This window comes from Nocardia sp. MH4 (assembly GCF_019266065.1).
GTDB lineage: Bacteria > Actinomycetota > Actinomycetes > Mycobacteriales > Mycobacteriaceae > Nocardia > Nocardia canadensis.
Genome location: NZ_LPNR01000118.1, coordinates 19,627 through 33,600, shown reverse-complemented (window position 1 = coordinate 33,600; position 13,974 = coordinate 19,627). Strand labels below are relative to the sequence as shown.

14 protein-coding genes are annotated in these 13,974 nt (G+C 69.0%); 8 read left to right on the top strand and 6 right to left on the bottom strand.

The window, feature by feature from the left end:
- Positions 1-28: 28 nt before the first annotated feature.
- Complete coding sequence (locus ATM97_RS26540; protein ID WP_218720921.1) at positions 29-559, bottom strand: PH domain-containing protein; 531 nt, start codon at positions 557-559, stop codon at positions 29-31.
- A gap of 128 nt (positions 560-687) precedes the next feature.
- Between ATM97_RS26540 and ATM97_RS26535 the strand changes: the two genes are divergently transcribed.
- Positions 688-1,650: an acyl-ACP desaturase gene (locus ATM97_RS26535; protein WP_218720920.1), complete on the top strand. Its 963-nt coding sequence runs from the start codon at positions 688-690 to the stop codon at positions 1,648-1,650.
- A gap of 40 nt (positions 1,651-1,690) precedes the next feature.
- On the opposite strand, the gene ATM97_RS26530 is transcribed toward ATM97_RS26535, so the two are convergent.
- Positions 1,691-2,488: a biotin--[acetyl-CoA-carboxylase] ligase gene (locus tag ATM97_RS26530; protein ID WP_218720919.1), complete on the bottom strand. Its 798-nt coding sequence runs from the start codon at positions 2,486-2,488 to the stop codon at positions 1,691-1,693.
- 124 nt (positions 2,489-2,612) lie between these two features.
- Here ATM97_RS26530 and ATM97_RS26525 point away from each other — a divergent pair, with 124 nt between their 5' ends.
- The 3 genes from ATM97_RS26525 (at position 2,613) to ATM97_RS26515 (ending at position 5,391) form a co-directional block, all read left to right on the top strand.
- Positions 2,613-4,253, top strand: coding sequence for an acyl-CoA carboxylase subunit beta (locus ATM97_RS26525; protein ID WP_218720918.1), 1,641 nt, complete (start codon positions 2,613-2,615; stop codon positions 4,251-4,253).
- A 167-nt stretch (positions 4,254-4,420) separates the two neighbouring features.
- Complete coding sequence (locus tag ATM97_RS26520; RefSeq protein ID WP_218720917.1) at positions 4,421-4,750, top strand: acyl-CoA carboxylase subunit epsilon; 330 nt, start codon at positions 4,421-4,423, stop codon at positions 4,748-4,750.
- A 5-nt stretch (positions 4,751-4,755) separates the two neighbouring features.
- Positions 4,756-5,391, top strand: a complete 636-nt coding sequence (locus ATM97_RS26515) for a nucleoside triphosphate pyrophosphatase (protein WP_218720916.1) — start codon at positions 4,756-4,758, stop codon at positions 5,389-5,391.
- Here the strand turns inward: ATM97_RS26515 and ATM97_RS26510 are convergent.
- The gene (locus ATM97_RS26510; RefSeq protein ID WP_218720915.1) at positions 5,317-6,093 is read right to left on the bottom strand and encodes a metalloregulator ArsR/SmtB family transcription factor; all 777 of its coding nucleotides are present in this window, start codon (positions 6,091-6,093) and stop codon (positions 5,317-5,319) included. The two genes, ATM97_RS26515 and ATM97_RS26510, sit on opposite strands and share 75 nt — an antisense overlap.
- Positions 6,094-6,246: 153 nt before the next feature.
- On the opposite strand from ATM97_RS26510, the gene ATM97_RS26505 reads away from it, so the two are divergent.
- The 4 genes from ATM97_RS26505 to ATM97_RS26490 all read left to right on the top strand — a co-directional run bounded on the left by ATM97_RS26505 (position 6,247) and on the right by ATM97_RS26490 (position 10,638).
- Entirely contained in the window at positions 6,247-7,137 is an 891-nt protein-coding gene (locus ATM97_RS26505; protein WP_218720914.1) for a sulfurtransferase, read from the top strand.
- Positions 7,138-7,325: 188 nt separating this feature from the next.
- Positions 7,326-9,131, top strand: a complete 1,806-nt coding sequence (locus ATM97_RS26500; RefSeq protein ID WP_218720913.1) for an acetyl/propionyl/methylcrotonyl-CoA carboxylase subunit alpha — start codon at positions 7,326-7,328, stop codon at positions 9,129-9,131.
- A 155-nt stretch (positions 9,132-9,286) separates the two neighbouring features.
- Positions 9,287-10,255: a patatin family protein gene (locus ATM97_RS26495; RefSeq protein WP_218720912.1), complete on the top strand. Its 969-nt coding sequence runs from the start codon at positions 9,287-9,289 to the stop codon at positions 10,253-10,255.
- 38 nt (positions 10,256-10,293) lie between these two features.
- Positions 10,294-10,638: a hypothetical protein gene (locus ATM97_RS26490; RefSeq protein ID WP_218720911.1), complete on the top strand. Its 345-nt coding sequence runs from the start codon at positions 10,294-10,296 to the stop codon at positions 10,636-10,638.
- 91 nt (positions 10,639-10,729) lie between these two features.
- On the opposite strand, the gene ATM97_RS26485 is transcribed toward ATM97_RS26490, so the two are convergent.
- The 3 genes from ATM97_RS26485 to ATM97_RS26475 all read right to left on the bottom strand — a co-directional run bounded on the left by ATM97_RS26485 (position 10,730) and on the right by ATM97_RS26475 (position 13,949).
- A complete protein-coding gene (locus ATM97_RS26485) occupies positions 10,730-11,848 on the bottom strand; it encodes a YncE family protein (protein ID WP_308248628.1) in 1,119 nt (372 codons plus the stop codon).
- 242 nt (positions 11,849-12,090) lie between these two features.
- On the bottom strand, positions 12,091-13,431 hold the full coding sequence (gene lat, locus ATM97_RS26480; protein ID WP_218720910.1) for an L-lysine 6-transaminase: 1,341 nt from the start codon (positions 13,429-13,431) through the stop codon (positions 12,091-12,093).
- Positions 13,432-13,496: 65 nt separating this feature from the next.
- Positions 13,497-13,949, bottom strand: a complete 453-nt coding sequence (locus ATM97_RS26475) for an Lrp/AsnC family transcriptional regulator (RefSeq protein ID WP_071926582.1) — start codon at positions 13,947-13,949, stop codon at positions 13,497-13,499.
- Positions 13,950-13,974 lie beyond the last annotated feature (25 nt).

Here is a 13,974-nt window from a genome sequence, read left to right as displayed (position 1 = left end):
CGGATACCGGTCGGGGTGGGCCGGGAGCTCACCGATAACCGCCCCAGGTCTGGTCCCGGCGAGCGCTGCCCGCCTCGAACACCTCGTGGTAGAGCAGCGCGTGCACCTGCTGGACCTGCGGGATGTCGTCGTATTCGAGCGGCTCCTCCGACGACGAGCCGATGATCAGCGTGCCGGTGCCCAGCATCCGGTCGAACACCCCATGCTGGAACTGCACGCTGGAGATGCGGCTGAGCGGGATGTCGATGCCGGTGTGGGTGAGCACGCCCTGACGCACCAGCACCCGCCGGTCGGTGATGATGAAATGGGTGGACTTCCAGGCGATCACCTTGCCGACGCAGCGCCACAGGATGAGCCCGAGCCAGATCAGCCCGATGAGCAGCAGCAGCACCGTGCGCACGTGCCCCTCGGTGTTGCGCCAGGCGAGGCCGCCGAGGAAGCCCGCCACGGCGGTCCCGGCGATGAGTGTGACGACCGGCCACACCAGCATCTTCCAGTGCGGATGGCGGTGCAGGATCAGCTGTTCGTCGGGCGCGAGAACGTCCTCCGGGTACCCCATGGCCGAACGATACCCCGTTGGGACGGTGCATTTCCCGATGCCACGGCCGAGGCGATACTGTGGTTTCCACGCTAGATGCCAGGTTTTGCCCATATCTGCTTGCTCGACACCCGACAGTGGAGGCACGCGTGACCAAAGCTCTGACTCAGCTCGAAATCCTGACGGCCCTGGAACCGGTGGCCGAACAGAATCTCAATCGGCACCTCTCGATCGCCAAGGACTGGAATCCGCACGACTACGTCCCGTGGGACGAAGGCCGCAATTTCGCCGCGATGGGCGGAATCGATTGGGAGCCGGAACAATCCAGGCTCTCCGAGGTCGCCAAGGCGGCGATGATCACCAATCTGCTCACCGAGGACAATCTCCCGTCCTACCACCGGGAAATCGCCGAGAACTTCTCCCAGGACGGCGCCTGGGGCACCTGGGTCGGTCGCTGGACCGCCGAGGAGAACCGGCACGGCATCGTGATCCGCGACTATCTGGTCGTCACCCGTGGCGTCGACCCGGTCGCCCTGGAAGAGGCCAGGATGATCCACATGACCCAGGGCGCGCACGCGCCGGCCAACTGGGGCGGATTCCTGGTCAACGTCGCGTACGTGACGTTCCAGGAGCTGGCTACTCGGGTCAGCCACCGCAATACCGGCCGCGTCTGTGACGATCCGGTCGCCGACCGCATGCTGGCCCGCGTCGCCACCGACGAGAACCTGCACATGATCTTCTACCGCAACCTCTGCGGCGCGGCGCTGGACCTGGTCCCCGACCAGGCGATGCCCGCGATCACCAAGGTGCTCACCAACTTCCAGATGCCCGGCGCGGGCATGCCGAACTGGCGGCGCAACGGCGTGCTGATGGCCAAGCACGGCATCTACGACCTGCGCCAGCACCTCGACGAGGTGGTGCTGCCGGTGCTCAAGCAGTGGAACATCTTCGACCGCACCGACTTCGGCGCGGCCGGCGAGGCGGCGCGCGACGACCTGGCGCAGTTCGTCGACAAGCTGGAAAAGGACGTGCTGCGCTTCGAGGAGCAGCGCGACCGGCTGCTGGCGCGCGAGCGCGAAGTGGCCGAGCGCAACGCCGTCGCGGCGCGCTGACCCGGTGCCGAGCGGTCCCGGGGCACCGGGACCGCTCGCGTCAGTACTGGCCGCGCAGGTGGCTCACGTCGCCGGCGGAGACCGCCTCGTCGCCGATCAGCAGCCGGCCGGTGTCGTCGATGCCGGTCGCGACGCCGGTGACGACCCGGCCGCCCGGCAGTTCGGCCCGCACCTCGATGCCGAGGGTGGCGCAGCGCTCGCGATAGGCGGCGGCGAGCTCCTCGACGGCCCAGCCCGCCCGCTCCCACGCGGTGAACCGGCGGGCGAACTCGGTGAGAATCGCCGCGACCAGCGCGGTCCGGTCCAGGTCGCGCGCGCCGGCCAGCGCGAGCGACGTCGCGTGCGGGACCGGCAGTTCCGCCTCGTCGAGGTCGACATTGAGACCGATGCCGACCACCACGGCGGGCGCGATGCCGGTCGCCGCCACCTCGGCCAGGATGCCGGAGAGCTTGCGGCCGTCGAGCAGGACGTCGTTGGGCCACTTCAGTTCCGGCGCGACCCCGGCCGTGCCGCGCACCGCGTCGACGACCGCGATCCCGGTCAGCAGGGGCAGCCAGCCCAGCGCGCCGGGGTCGATCCCGGGCAGGCGGACCAGGATCGACAGCGAGATCTGCGCGCGCGGCGGGCTCACCCAGGCGCGGGCGTGCCTGCCGCGGCCCCGCACCTGCTCCTCGGCCAGCAGCGCCTGCCGGTCGGCGGACGGATCCGCGGCCCTGGCCACCAGGTCGGCATTGGTCGAACCGGTCGATTCGACCACGTCGATCCGGTCGTAGAACGTCGGTGCCGGAGTGGCGAGGGAGCTGCGCAGACGAGGCGCATCGATCGGTGCCCTGTTCATTCCGGGAACGCTACTCGCCCGGATGGGGGCAACTTTGTGGCCGCGCCTAGCTGGGGTTTCTGTACTGGCCGGTAGGCGAGACTGCCGTAGTGCGACGTGGTGTCACTGGTTACACTCGCAACCCATGACGAGTGTCCAGCAGCAGCCCGCATCGGATTCGGCGGGCACCCCCGATATCCACACGACCGCCGGGAAGCTGGCTGACCTGCGGAATCGGCTGGAAGAAGCGCAACACCCGATGGGTGAGGCCGCGGTCGACAAGGTGCACGCCAAGGGCAAGATGACCGCGCGCGAGCGCATCCTGGCCCTGGTCGACGAGGGCTCCTTCGTCGAACTCGACGCCCTCGCCAAGCACCGCAGCGTGAATTTCGGCCTGGAGAACAACCGTCCGCTCGGCGACGGCGTGGTGACCGGTTACGGCACCATCGACGGCCGCGACGTGTGCCTGTTCTCGCAGGACGTCACCGTGTTCGGTGGCTCGCTCGGCGAGGTCTACGGCGAGAAGATCGTCAAGGTCATGGACCTGGCCATCAAGACCGGCCGTCCGCTGGTCGGCATCAACGAGGGCGCCGGCGCGCGCATCCAGGAGGGCGTCGTCTCCCTGGGCCTCTACGGCGAGATCTTCCACCGCAACGTGCAGGCCTCCGGCGTGATCCCGCAGATCTCGCTGATCATGGGCGCCGCGGCCGGTGGCCACGTGTACTCCCCCGCGCTCACCGACTTCGTGGTGATGGTCGACCAGACCTCGCAGATGTTCGTCACCGGTCCCGACGTGATCAAGACCGTCACCGGTGAAGAGGTCACCATGGAGGACCTGGGTGGCGCGCACACCCACATGACCAAGTCCGGCGTGGCCCACTACGTGGCCTCCGGCGAGCAGGACGCCCTGGACTACGTCAAGGACCTGCTCAGCTACCTGCCGAGCAACAACCGTGCCGAGGCGCCCCGGCACGCGCCGACCGACCCGATCAACGGCGCGATCGAGGAATCGCTCACCGACGAGGACCTCGAGCTCGACACGATCATCCCGGACTCGCCGAACCAGCCGTACGACATGCACGAGGTCATCACCCGGCTGCTCGACGACGACGAGTTCCTCGAGGTCCAGGCCGAGCGCGCGATGAACATCATCTGCGGTTTCGGTCGCGTCGACGGCCGCAGCGTCGGCATCGTCGCCAACCAGCCGACCCAGTTCGCCGGCTGCCTCGACATCGACGCCTCGGAGAAGGCCGCGCGCTTCGTGCGCACCTGTGACGCCTTCAACATCCCGATCATCACCCTGGTCGACGTTCCCGGCTTCCTGCCCGGCACCGGCCAGGAATACAACGGCATCATCCGCCGCGGCGCGAAGCTGCTCTATGCCTACGGCGAGGCCACTGTGGGCAAGATCACGATCATCACTCGCAAGGCCTACGGCGGCGCCTACGACGTCATGGGTTCCAAGCACATGGGCGCCGATGTGAACCTGGCGTGGCCGACCGCGCAGATCGCCGTGATGGGTGCTTCCGGCGCCGTCGGGTTCGTCTACCGCAAGCAGCTGCAGGAGGCCGCCAAGAACGGCGCCGACGTGGACGCTCTGCGCCTCGAGCTGCAGAACGAGTACGAGGACACCCTCGTGAACCCGTACGTCGCGGCCGAGCGCGGTTATGTCGACGCGGTCATCCCGCCCTCGCACACCCGCGGCCAGATCGTGTCGGCGCTGCGACTGCTCGAGCGCAAGATGGTGACCCTGCCGCCGAAGAAACACGGCAACATTCCGCTGTGAAAGCGCGATATCCCCGGTAGGCCGCGCACACTTGTTGCTATGACGCAACTGTTGATCGTCGCGTCCCTACCGGGAATGATCGCGTCAACCGCGCTGTAGGACATCGGAGTACCACAGCTTCGCCACCGGGGCAGATCTCCCGGACGAGGCAGGAAGGATCTGGCACTGTGACAACTGTGGCAGAAGAAGACGTGTTGACCGCCGCCGAGCTGGAGCTCGCCGTCGAACCACTCGTCGACGAGGTCGAGCCGTCCGCTAGCGCGGTTGCCGTCGAGCCCGCGGAGAGCCTCGGGGAGCCGATGTTCCGCATCGTCAAGGGCTCGCCGACCGATGAGGACATCGCGGCGCTGGTCGCCGTGCTGAGCGCGGCCGCCGCGAGCGCCCCCGCCACCGGCCCGACCGGCCCGAACGACAACTGGGGCAGGGCGACGCTGATGCACCGGGGCACGTCCCCGTTTTCGCCGTACGCGTACCCGCTGCTGTCGCACCTGCGCTGACGCGGGTGACCCGGCTGGTTCTGGCCTCCGCGTCCCCCGCCCGTCTCGGGATCCTGCGCACGGCGGGCATCGATCCCGTCGTGCGCGTCTCGGGCGTGGACGAGGACGCGGTGTCGGCCGCGCTCCCCCCTGACACCTCCTCGCACGACGTCGTCGTCGCCCTGGCCCGCGCCAAGGCGGTCGACGTCGCCGCGTCGATTCCCGAACTCGCCGCCGACTGTGTCGTCGTCGGCTGCGATTCGATGCTGCTCGTCGACGGGCAGCTGCAAGGCAAACCGCACACGCCCGAGGTGGCGCGTGCCCGCTGGGCCGGAATGGCCGGTCGCAGCGCCGATCTGATCACCGGGCACTGTGTGCTGCGGCTGCGCGACGGCGCGGTCGTCGCCGAATCGGCGGAGTGCAGCAGCACTACGGTGCATTTCGCGAAGCCGGCCCCCGACGAGCTCGACGCCTATATCGCCTCGGGCGAACCGCTGCAGGTCGCGGGCGCGTTCACCCTCGACGGGCTGGGCGGCTGGTTCGTGGACCGGATCGAGGGCGACCCGTCCAGCGTCATCGGGATCGGGCTACCGCTGTTGCGCAGGCTGCTCGAAGACGTCGGCGTCGGTGTCACGCAGCTGTGGCGGGACGCGCGGGCCTGACGGCGCGATCACCGGCTTCTCCCCGCTCGCGGCCGGTCCGGCCGTCACCGGTGCGGAGTTCTCCGCGCCCAGGGTGAGTTCCAGCCGGGCCGTACACAGCTCCGGCTCGACGAACGGGTGCAGCTGCACGTCGACACGACCGCGCGCGCCGTTGCGTTCCAGCACCTCGCGCATGAGCCCCATGTGCACCCCGCACACCACTTCGGCGTGCGAGCGGGCCAGTTCCCGCAGCGGGCAGGCGGTGAGATTGATCTGGACGTGCTCGGGCGTCTCGCCGACCGGGTCCTTCTCCGGCGCGAAGCCGAGTTCCGACATCAGCGACATGGTGATGTCCCTGGCGTCGGCGAGGGTTTCCACCGGGTGGGTGCCGATGTCCATCCGGGCGCCCCAGGCGCGGCCCGCGGCGACCGCGGCGGCCGAGCGGGTGACCGGATCGGGTCCCAGATGATCGGCGAGGACCTGGGCGAGTTCCTGATAGCCGACCGAGCGCTGCACGGCGCGGTAGCCGATCCGGGGACGGCCGCGACCGCGGGGCGGCTGCTGGAACTGCCGGACGAGGGATTCGCGGGTGAGCACATCGAGATGGAATCGGACCGTGGTGACATGCTGTCCGGTGATCCTGGCCAGTTCCTGGGCGTCGAGGGGCTCGGTGGCGCCACGTAGGATCGCGAGCAGTCGCCGTCGCGGCCAAGAATCGGACATAGCTCACCCCTCCTCTCCAGAGACTTTATCGGACGGCTCTGCGCTTTATTCGACCATTGTGTCGATTCGTGATGTGCCAACACAGACATACCATCGGCTGCGACCCCATCACACTGTCGCATCCGCCCATACTCTCGCGTGAAGGACCACACCGTGCCCGTCGCCCCGGATCCGCACCCCGCCTTCGGTTCCTACGCAGTCCCGCACCGATTGGTAACCACAGAATGGCTGTCCGCAAACATCGGCGTACCCGGTTTGAAGATCATCGAGTCGAACGATGACATCCTCCTCTACGACATCGGCCATGTGCCCGGCGCGGTCAAAATCGATTGGCGTGGTGACCTGAGCGACCCGGTGACCCGCGATTACGTCGACGGCGCCCGGTTCACCGAGCTGATGCGGGCCAAGGGCATCCGGCGCGAGGACACCGTGGTGATCTACGGCGACCGCGACAACGCCCAGGCCGCGCACACCGCCTGGATCTTCACCCTGTTCGGCCACGAGGACGTGCGCCTGCTCGACGGCGGCCGCGACGCCTGGATCTCCGAGGAACGCGACACCACCTTCGACCTGCCCTCCCCCACCCCCACCGACTACCCCCACGTCGAGCGCGACGACACCACCGCCCGCGCCTTCCGCGACGAGGTGCTGACCCGTCTGGGCAGCCCGCTGGTCGACGTGCGTTCGGCCCAGGAGTACTCCGGGGAGGTCGAGGACAAGCCGCTCGACCAGGAGTACGCGACGCTGCGCGGCGGCCACGTGCCGACCGCGGTGAACATCCCGTGGACGCAGGCCTGCACCACCGACGGCCGATTCCGGTCCAGGGCCGAGCTGGACACGGTCTACGGGGCGCTGCCCACCGAGGATCTGGTCGTCTACAGCCGGGTCGGCGAGCGTTCCAGCCACACCTGGTTCGTCCTGACCTTCCTGCTCGGCCGCAGGTCGGTGCGCAATTACGACGGTTCCTGGATCGAGTGGGGCAACTCGGTACGGCTGCCGATCAGCCGGGGCACCGACCCGGGCCACGCGACCGGGATCAATTGAAACGTATTCACATCACAGCGTGCCGAGTACTGTGACCTGCGACCTACTCGACAGTAGGGCTAGCCGAGTTCGGGCCCAATTGGCAGACTGCCTACACTCGCCCGAGACGAAAGTTGTCGATACCGGGCACGGGGCCTATACGGCGACCCGTCCCCCGAAGCGACCAAAGATTGCACACAGGAGGCTCAGTGCCCAGCCATGCCAGCGCACGGATCACGAAGGTACTCGTAGCTAACCGCGGCGAGATCGCGGTCCGCGTGATCCGGGCTGCCAAGGACGCGGGGATCACCAGCGTCGCGGTGTACGCCGAGCCCGATGCCGACGCTCCCTTCGTGAAGCTCGCCGACGAGGCGTTCGCCCTCGGCGGTCAGACCTCGGCCGAGTCGTACCTCGTGTTCGACAAGATCCTCGACGCCGCCGCCAAGTCCGGCGCCGACGCGATCCACCCGGGTTACGGCTTCCTCTCCGAGAACGCCGACTTCGCCCAGGCCGTCCTCGACGCCGGGCTCATCTGGATCGGCCCCTCGCCGCAGTCCATCCGCGACCTGGGCGACAAGGTCACCGCGCGCCACATCGCCGAGCGCGCCAAGGCGCCGATGGCCGCGGGCACCAAGGACCCGGTCAAGAACGCCGACGAGGTCGTCGCGTTCGCCAAGGAGTACGGCGTCCCGGTGGCCATCAAGGCCGCCTTCGGTGGCGGTGGCCGCGGCATGAAGGTCGCCCACACCATCGAGGAGATCCCCGAGCTGTTCGAGTCGGCGACCCGTGAGGCCATCGCCGCCTTCGGTCGCGGCGAGTGCTTCGTCGAGCAGTACCTGGACAAGGCCCGCCACGTCGAGGCCCAGGTCATCGCCGACCAGCACGGCAACGTCGTCGTCGCCGGTACCCGCGACTGCTCGCTGCAGCGCCGGTTCCAGAAGCTCGTCGAGGAGGCGCCCGCGCCGTTCCTGTCCGACGACGTCCGCGCCAAGATCCACGACTCGGCCAAGCGCATCTGCCGCGAGGCGGGCTACTACGGCGCGGGCACCGTGGAGTACCTGGTGCAAGGCGAGACCGTGTCCTTCCTCGAGGTGAACACCCGCCTGCAGGTCGAGCACCCGGTCACCGAGGAGACCGCGGGCATCGACCTCGTGCGTCAGCAGTTCGCCATCGCCAACGGCGAGGAACTGTCGATCAAGGAAGACCCCACCCCGCGCGGCCACTCCTTCGAGTTCCGGATCAACGGTGAGGACGCCGGTCGCGGCTTCCTGCCCGCCCCCGGCCCGGTCAACGTCTACCGCGAGCCCACCGGCCCCGGTGTGCGCGTCGACTCCGGCGTCGTCGCCGGCAGCGTCATCGGCGGTCAGTTCGACTCCATGCTGGCCAAGCTGATCGTCACCGGCGAGAACCGCGACCAGGCGCTGCAGCGTGCCCGCCGCGCGCTGGCCGAGTTCGAGGTCGACGGCCTGGCGACGGTCATCCCGTTCCACCGCGCGATCGTCGAGGACCCGGCGTTCATCGGTGACGGCGAGAAGTTCGACGTCTACACCAAGTGGATCGAAACCGAGTGGAAGAACACCGTCGAGCCGTACACGGCCGGTGCTCCCGCCGACGACGAGGACGAGGATCTGCCCCGGCAGAAGGTCGTCGTCGAGGTCGGTGGCCGTCGCGTCGAGGTGTCGCTGCCCGGGCAGTTCACCCTCGGTGGTGGCGCCGCCGGTTCGGCCGGTAACGGTGTCGGTGTCATCCGCAAGAAGCCGAAGGCGCGCAAGCGTGGCGGCGCGGGTGCCGGTGCGGCCTCCGGTGACGCGGTCACCGCGCCCATGCAGGGCACCGTCGTCAAGGTCGCGGTCGAAGAGGGCCAGACCGTCGAGGCGGGCGACCTGATCGTGGTGCTCGAGGCCATGAAGATGGAGAACCCGGTCAACGCGCACAAGGCGGGTGTCGTCACCGGCCTCGCCGTCGAGGCGGGCGCGGCGATCACCCAGGGCACCGTCCTGGCGGAGATCAAGTAGCTCCCACGTCGTAGACGGGCGCCGGTCGATCGCGACCGGCGCCCGTCGTCGTTTCCGACACCGCGGGAACGATCACCGCGGTCCGGGTGAACGGGCGGCGAAGATCGGGCTTCGGGCCGGGCCGCACCCCGGGCACCTGTCGTATCGTGGATCGGGTGACCAGCAGTGCGCGCACCGATCAGGACTCCTCGGCAACGCCGGGTCCGGCCACGGTCACCGAGGTGATCGAGTCCCGCAGGCAAGCCGGAAGCCGAGCCGACGGCCATCGCCTCGCGCTGGTGATCGAGGGTGGCGGCAGCCGCGGGGTCTACTCCAGCGGCATGGTGCAGGCACTCGAGGAACTCGGCCTGTCCGCGGTGTTCGACGCCGTGTACGGCACGTCGGCGGGCGCGATCAACGGCGCGTGGCTGCTGTGCGGACGCGCGGCGACGGGCATGCGGTCCTGGACCGACGCGACGATCATGCGCCGCGTGGTCGACCCGGTCCGCATCCTGCGCGGTCGTCCGGTCTTCGATCTGCGCTACCTGGTGCACCAGGTCTACGACGGCATCGAGCCGATGGACTTCCCGGCGATCCTGGCCAACCCCACCACGTTCCACCCCATCGCCACCGATGTCCGCACCGGCCAGTCGGTGGACCTGGGACCTCACATCGTCGATAAAACCACCCTGATGACCGCGCTACGGGCCTCCGCGGGCTTGCCCCTGCTGGCAGGTCCCCCGGTCGACCTCGGCGGCCGCAGCTACTTCGACGGCGGCCTCTCCGAGACGGTCCCGATCCGCACCGCCGTCGCCGCGGGCACCACCCATGCCCTGGTGCTGCGCACCCGCCGCTGCGACGAGGTCCGCCCGCCCGCGCCCCTGCTGCACCGCGTCGTCGGCGGCGGCTACATGCGCGCCATCGCCCCCGGCGCCTTCCGCGCGTGGTCCCAGCGCCCCGGTCAGCAGGCGGTCGAGGACGACTTCCTCGCCGCCCTGGGCGAGCGCGTCCTGCAGGTGCACCCGCCCGCCGACGCCCCCGCCGTCGACAGCGCGGCTCGCGACACCGATCTGCTCACCCGGGCCCTCGACATCGGCCGCGCCGCCGTCCACGCGGTGCTCGGCGCCCAGCCCCGCCCGGCCTGACCGCATGAGCGCACCCGCGCTCCCCCTACACTGCGGACGTGGAACCGATCGAGATCAACGCGGGCGCCTGGTACCTGCGTGCCCTGCGGGCCGACGAGCGCATCGACGACCGCCCCGCGCTGGCCGACGGCGGCATCACCGATCCCGGCTATGTGGCCACCCGCGCCGCGCAGTGGGCCGACGAATCCCACTTCTCCTGGGCCGTCTGCGTCCCGACGACCGCCGAGCTGGTCGCCGAGATCGGCGTGACGCCGGGCCCCGACGACACCGCCACCGTCACCGGCTGGGCCCGTCCCGGCGAGGACGAGGCGCTGGCGGCGGGTCTCGCGTCGGTCCACCGGTTCGTCGCGGGCGCATTGGGACTGACCGCCGTCCCCGCCTGACGGAATCGGCCGGCCCACGCCGCGTCGGTGACCCGAACCGACGCGGCCCGCGGATCGACCGACCGCGCCGTTGTCGCCTCGACCGTGCGATCTACCGCATGACCCCCGTGTGCCCGGTGGAGTAGCGCCCTGGCTGCGGCCACACCGTCAACCCGTGTGGCCCGTGGCCGACGGGGATGCGCGCCAGCAGGTTCCAGTTCACGATGTCGACGGCGTACACCTCGTTGTTGTGCCGCCCCGACACCCAGAACACCCGCCCGTCGGCGGAGATGTTGCCCATGTCGGGACTGCCACCGCCGGGGATGAACCACTTGTGCACCAACCCGCCCGCGGCGAAATCCCACACCGAGATGCTGCCCTCGTGCCGGTTGGTGATCAGCATCTGGGTGGAGTCGCGGGTGACGTAGAGCCCGTGCGTCCCTTTGCCGGTGGGGATGAACCCGGTGTTGTCGAAGGTGTGCGCGTCGATGGTGTAGATGCCGTCGGCCATCATGTCGGCGACGAAGAAGACGTGCCCGTCGGGCGAGAGCTTCACGTCCTGGGGCATGCCACCGCGCCCGCCCGGCAGGTCGATCATCTTGATCAGCGTGCGCCGCGCGACGTCGAAAACGGCCATCCGCCCGATGAATTCGCAGCTGGCCACGGCGAAGCGGCCGTCGGCGGTGAAGTCCATGTGATCGACCCCGGCGCACTCGGGCACCGCGAGCGCGTGCAGCTTCTGCCAGGTCACCGGGTCGTAGAAGTCCAGCGACTTGTCCGCTTCGGCGACGACCAGGGCGAACTCGCCATCGGGCGTGTAATACATGTTGTACGGGTCGCGGACCGGGAACGCCGGGCCCGCGGGCGCTCCGGTGCGCGGGTCGATGGGCAGCAGGCTGCCGCCGCCGATCGGCAGATCGTTGGTGGCGTAGAGGGTCTGCAAGTCGTAGGACGGCACCACGTGCTGTGGCTCGGTGCCGCCGGAGGAGAAGGTGCCGAGCACCTGGAAGGTGTTCTGGTCGATCACCGTCACGGTGTCGGACTTACTGTTGGGCACGTAGACCAGCGGCCGGTGATCGGCGACCGACGGACTCAGTTCCCGGTTGGCGGCGTAGATGTCGGTGGGCGACAGCGGCGGCGGCATGCCGGGCAGCAGATCGGTCATGTGGGGCGGCATCGCGGTCGGCGAGGTCGTCGAGGCGGGCGGCGCGGTCGGCGTCTCGACCGTCACGGCCTCACTGTTCGAACAGCCCGCCGTGACGGCGAGCAGCAAGGTGACAGCAATTTGTCCGATTCGCTCGGTGAGGCGGTTCACGCGCTGCACCGTTCCATGTCAGGGTGACTTCCGAGTGACATGGGTGCGAAGCCTAGAAGCAGCACCAGCGAAAATCCAGCAATTCGGACAGCGCGCCGCTCACAGCCCCGGCGCGTCGATGGACACGCGCCGCAAGGCCATGAGCGGCACCTGTTGCGCTACAGGCGCTCTCGCGTCAGCACCGCGTCCAAGGCATCGACCGCCCGCTCCAGCTCTTCCTCGGTGACCGTCAGCGGCGGCCGGAAACGGAGGCCACTGGTCCCGGTGCCGAGCAGCAGCACGTGCTGACGCTCCCGCAGCGCCGTCACCACCCGGTCCCGCAGGTCCGGGGTGGCCAGCGTGACCGCGCACATCAGACCGCGCCCGCGGGGTTCGCTCACCTTGTCCGGGTGCGCGGCGGCGAGCTGGCCGAGCTGGTCGAGCAGGTAGGCGCCCAGCGGCACCGACTTCGCGATCAGCCGATCCTGTTCCAGCACTTCGAGAATGCGCCGGGTGCGCACCATGTCGGTGAGGTTGCCGCCCCAGGTGGAGTTCAGCCGCGAGCTCACCTGGAAGACGTTGTCGGGCACCTCGTCGACGCGTCCGCCGGCCATGATGCCGCAGACCTGGGTCTTCTTGCCGAACGCGACCACATCGGGCTCGACACCCAATTGCTGGTAGGCCCAGGTGGTTCCGGTCATCCCGACGCCGGTCTGCACCTCGTCGAGGACGAACAGCGCGTCGTTGTCGTGACACAGGCGCTGCATCGCGCCGAGGAACTGCGGCCGCAGGTGCCGGTCGCCGCCCTCGCCCTGGATGGGCTCGGCGATGAAGCAGGCGATGTCGTGCGGATGGTCGGCGAAGGCCTGCGCGGCCTGCGCGATGGCGCGGGCCTCCAGCGCGGCGATGTCCGGGCCCGCGAACGTGTGCGGGGTCTCGATGCGCGGCCAGGCGAACTTCGGGAACCGCGCGGTCTTGACCGGGTCGGTGTTGGTCAGCGACATCGTGTAGCCGCTGCGGCCGTGGAACGCCCCGGTCAGGTGCAGCACCTGGGTGCCGAGTTCCGGTGGACGACCGTGCGATTCGTTGTGCCTGCTCTTCCAGTCGAACGCGACCTTGAGCGCGTTCTCCACCGCCAGCGCACCGCCGTCGACGAAGAACAGATGCGGGAGGCGGGGGTCGCCGACGACGCGGACGAAGGCCTCGACGAAGCGGGCCATCTCGACGGTGTAGATGTCGGAGTTGCTCGGTTTGTTCAGCGCGGCGGTGGCCAGCTCGGCGCGGAAGCGTTCGTCGCCCGCCAGCGCCGGATGGTTCATCCCGAGCGCGTTGGAGGCGAAGAAGCCGAACATGTCGAGGTAGGCGGTGCCGTCACGTTCGTCGATCAGTGTCCGGCCGTGCGACTTGTGCAGGTCGAGCACAAGCTCGAAGCCGTCCGCGAGGATGTGCGAGGACAGGATTTCGTGGACCCGGTTGGCGGGGGTGACCGCCGCGCCGGGGCGCTCCAGTTCGATGGTCACAACGCCGAGGGTACGCAAATATTTACGGAACCTCTACGGAATCGCGGAACAATTACGAAGAATCGTTACCTGTCGTAGAATGTCTGCAGGATGATGGTGCTGCGCGTCCGCACATTGGCGGTGGCTCTGATCTCCTGCAGCAGCTGTTCCAGGTGCCGCGGGGAGGCGACCCGAACCAGCAGGACGTAGCTCTCTTCGCCCGCCACCGAGTGGCACGCCTCGATGCCGGGGATGTGTTGCAACAATGCGGGCGCGTCATCGGGCTGGGACGGGTCGAGAGGAGTGATCGCGACGAACGCCGACAACAGGTGCCCGAGCGCTTCGGGATCGACATGCGCCGCGTACCCGCGGATCACTCCACGCGCTTCGAGCCTGCGCACCCGCGACTGCACTGCCGAGACCGAGAGGCTGGCCTTCTCCGCCAGGTTCGACAACGTGGCGCGACCATCGCTCATCAGTTCTTTGATCAATAGTCGGTCGATGTCGTCGAGCTGGGGTCTAGCCGGTGTATCCGCCATCAGCGAAGGCTAACGCAGCACGGGG

Bases quoted from the DNA above. Each gene is read 5' to 3' on its own strand.
- ATM97_RS26475 (WP_071926582.1), bottom strand. From the start codon at position 13,949: ATGGCGGATACACCGGCTAGACCCCAGCTCGACGACATCGACCGACTA.
- ATM97_RS26540 (WP_218720921.1), bottom strand. From the start codon at position 559: ATGGGGTACCCGGAGGACGTTCTCGCGCCCGACGAACAGCTGATCCTG.
- ATM97_RS26525 (WP_218720918.1), top strand. From the start codon at position 2,613: ATGACGAGTGTCCAGCAGCAGCCCGCATCGGATTCGGCGGGCACCCCC.
- ATM97_RS26510 (WP_218720915.1), bottom strand. From the start codon at position 6,093: ATGTCCGATTCTTGGCCGCGACGGCGACTGCTCGCGATCCTACGTGGC.
- ATM97_RS26530 (WP_218720919.1), bottom strand. From the start codon at position 2,488: ATGAACAGGGCACCGATCGATGCGCCTCGTCTGCGCAGCTCCCTCGCC.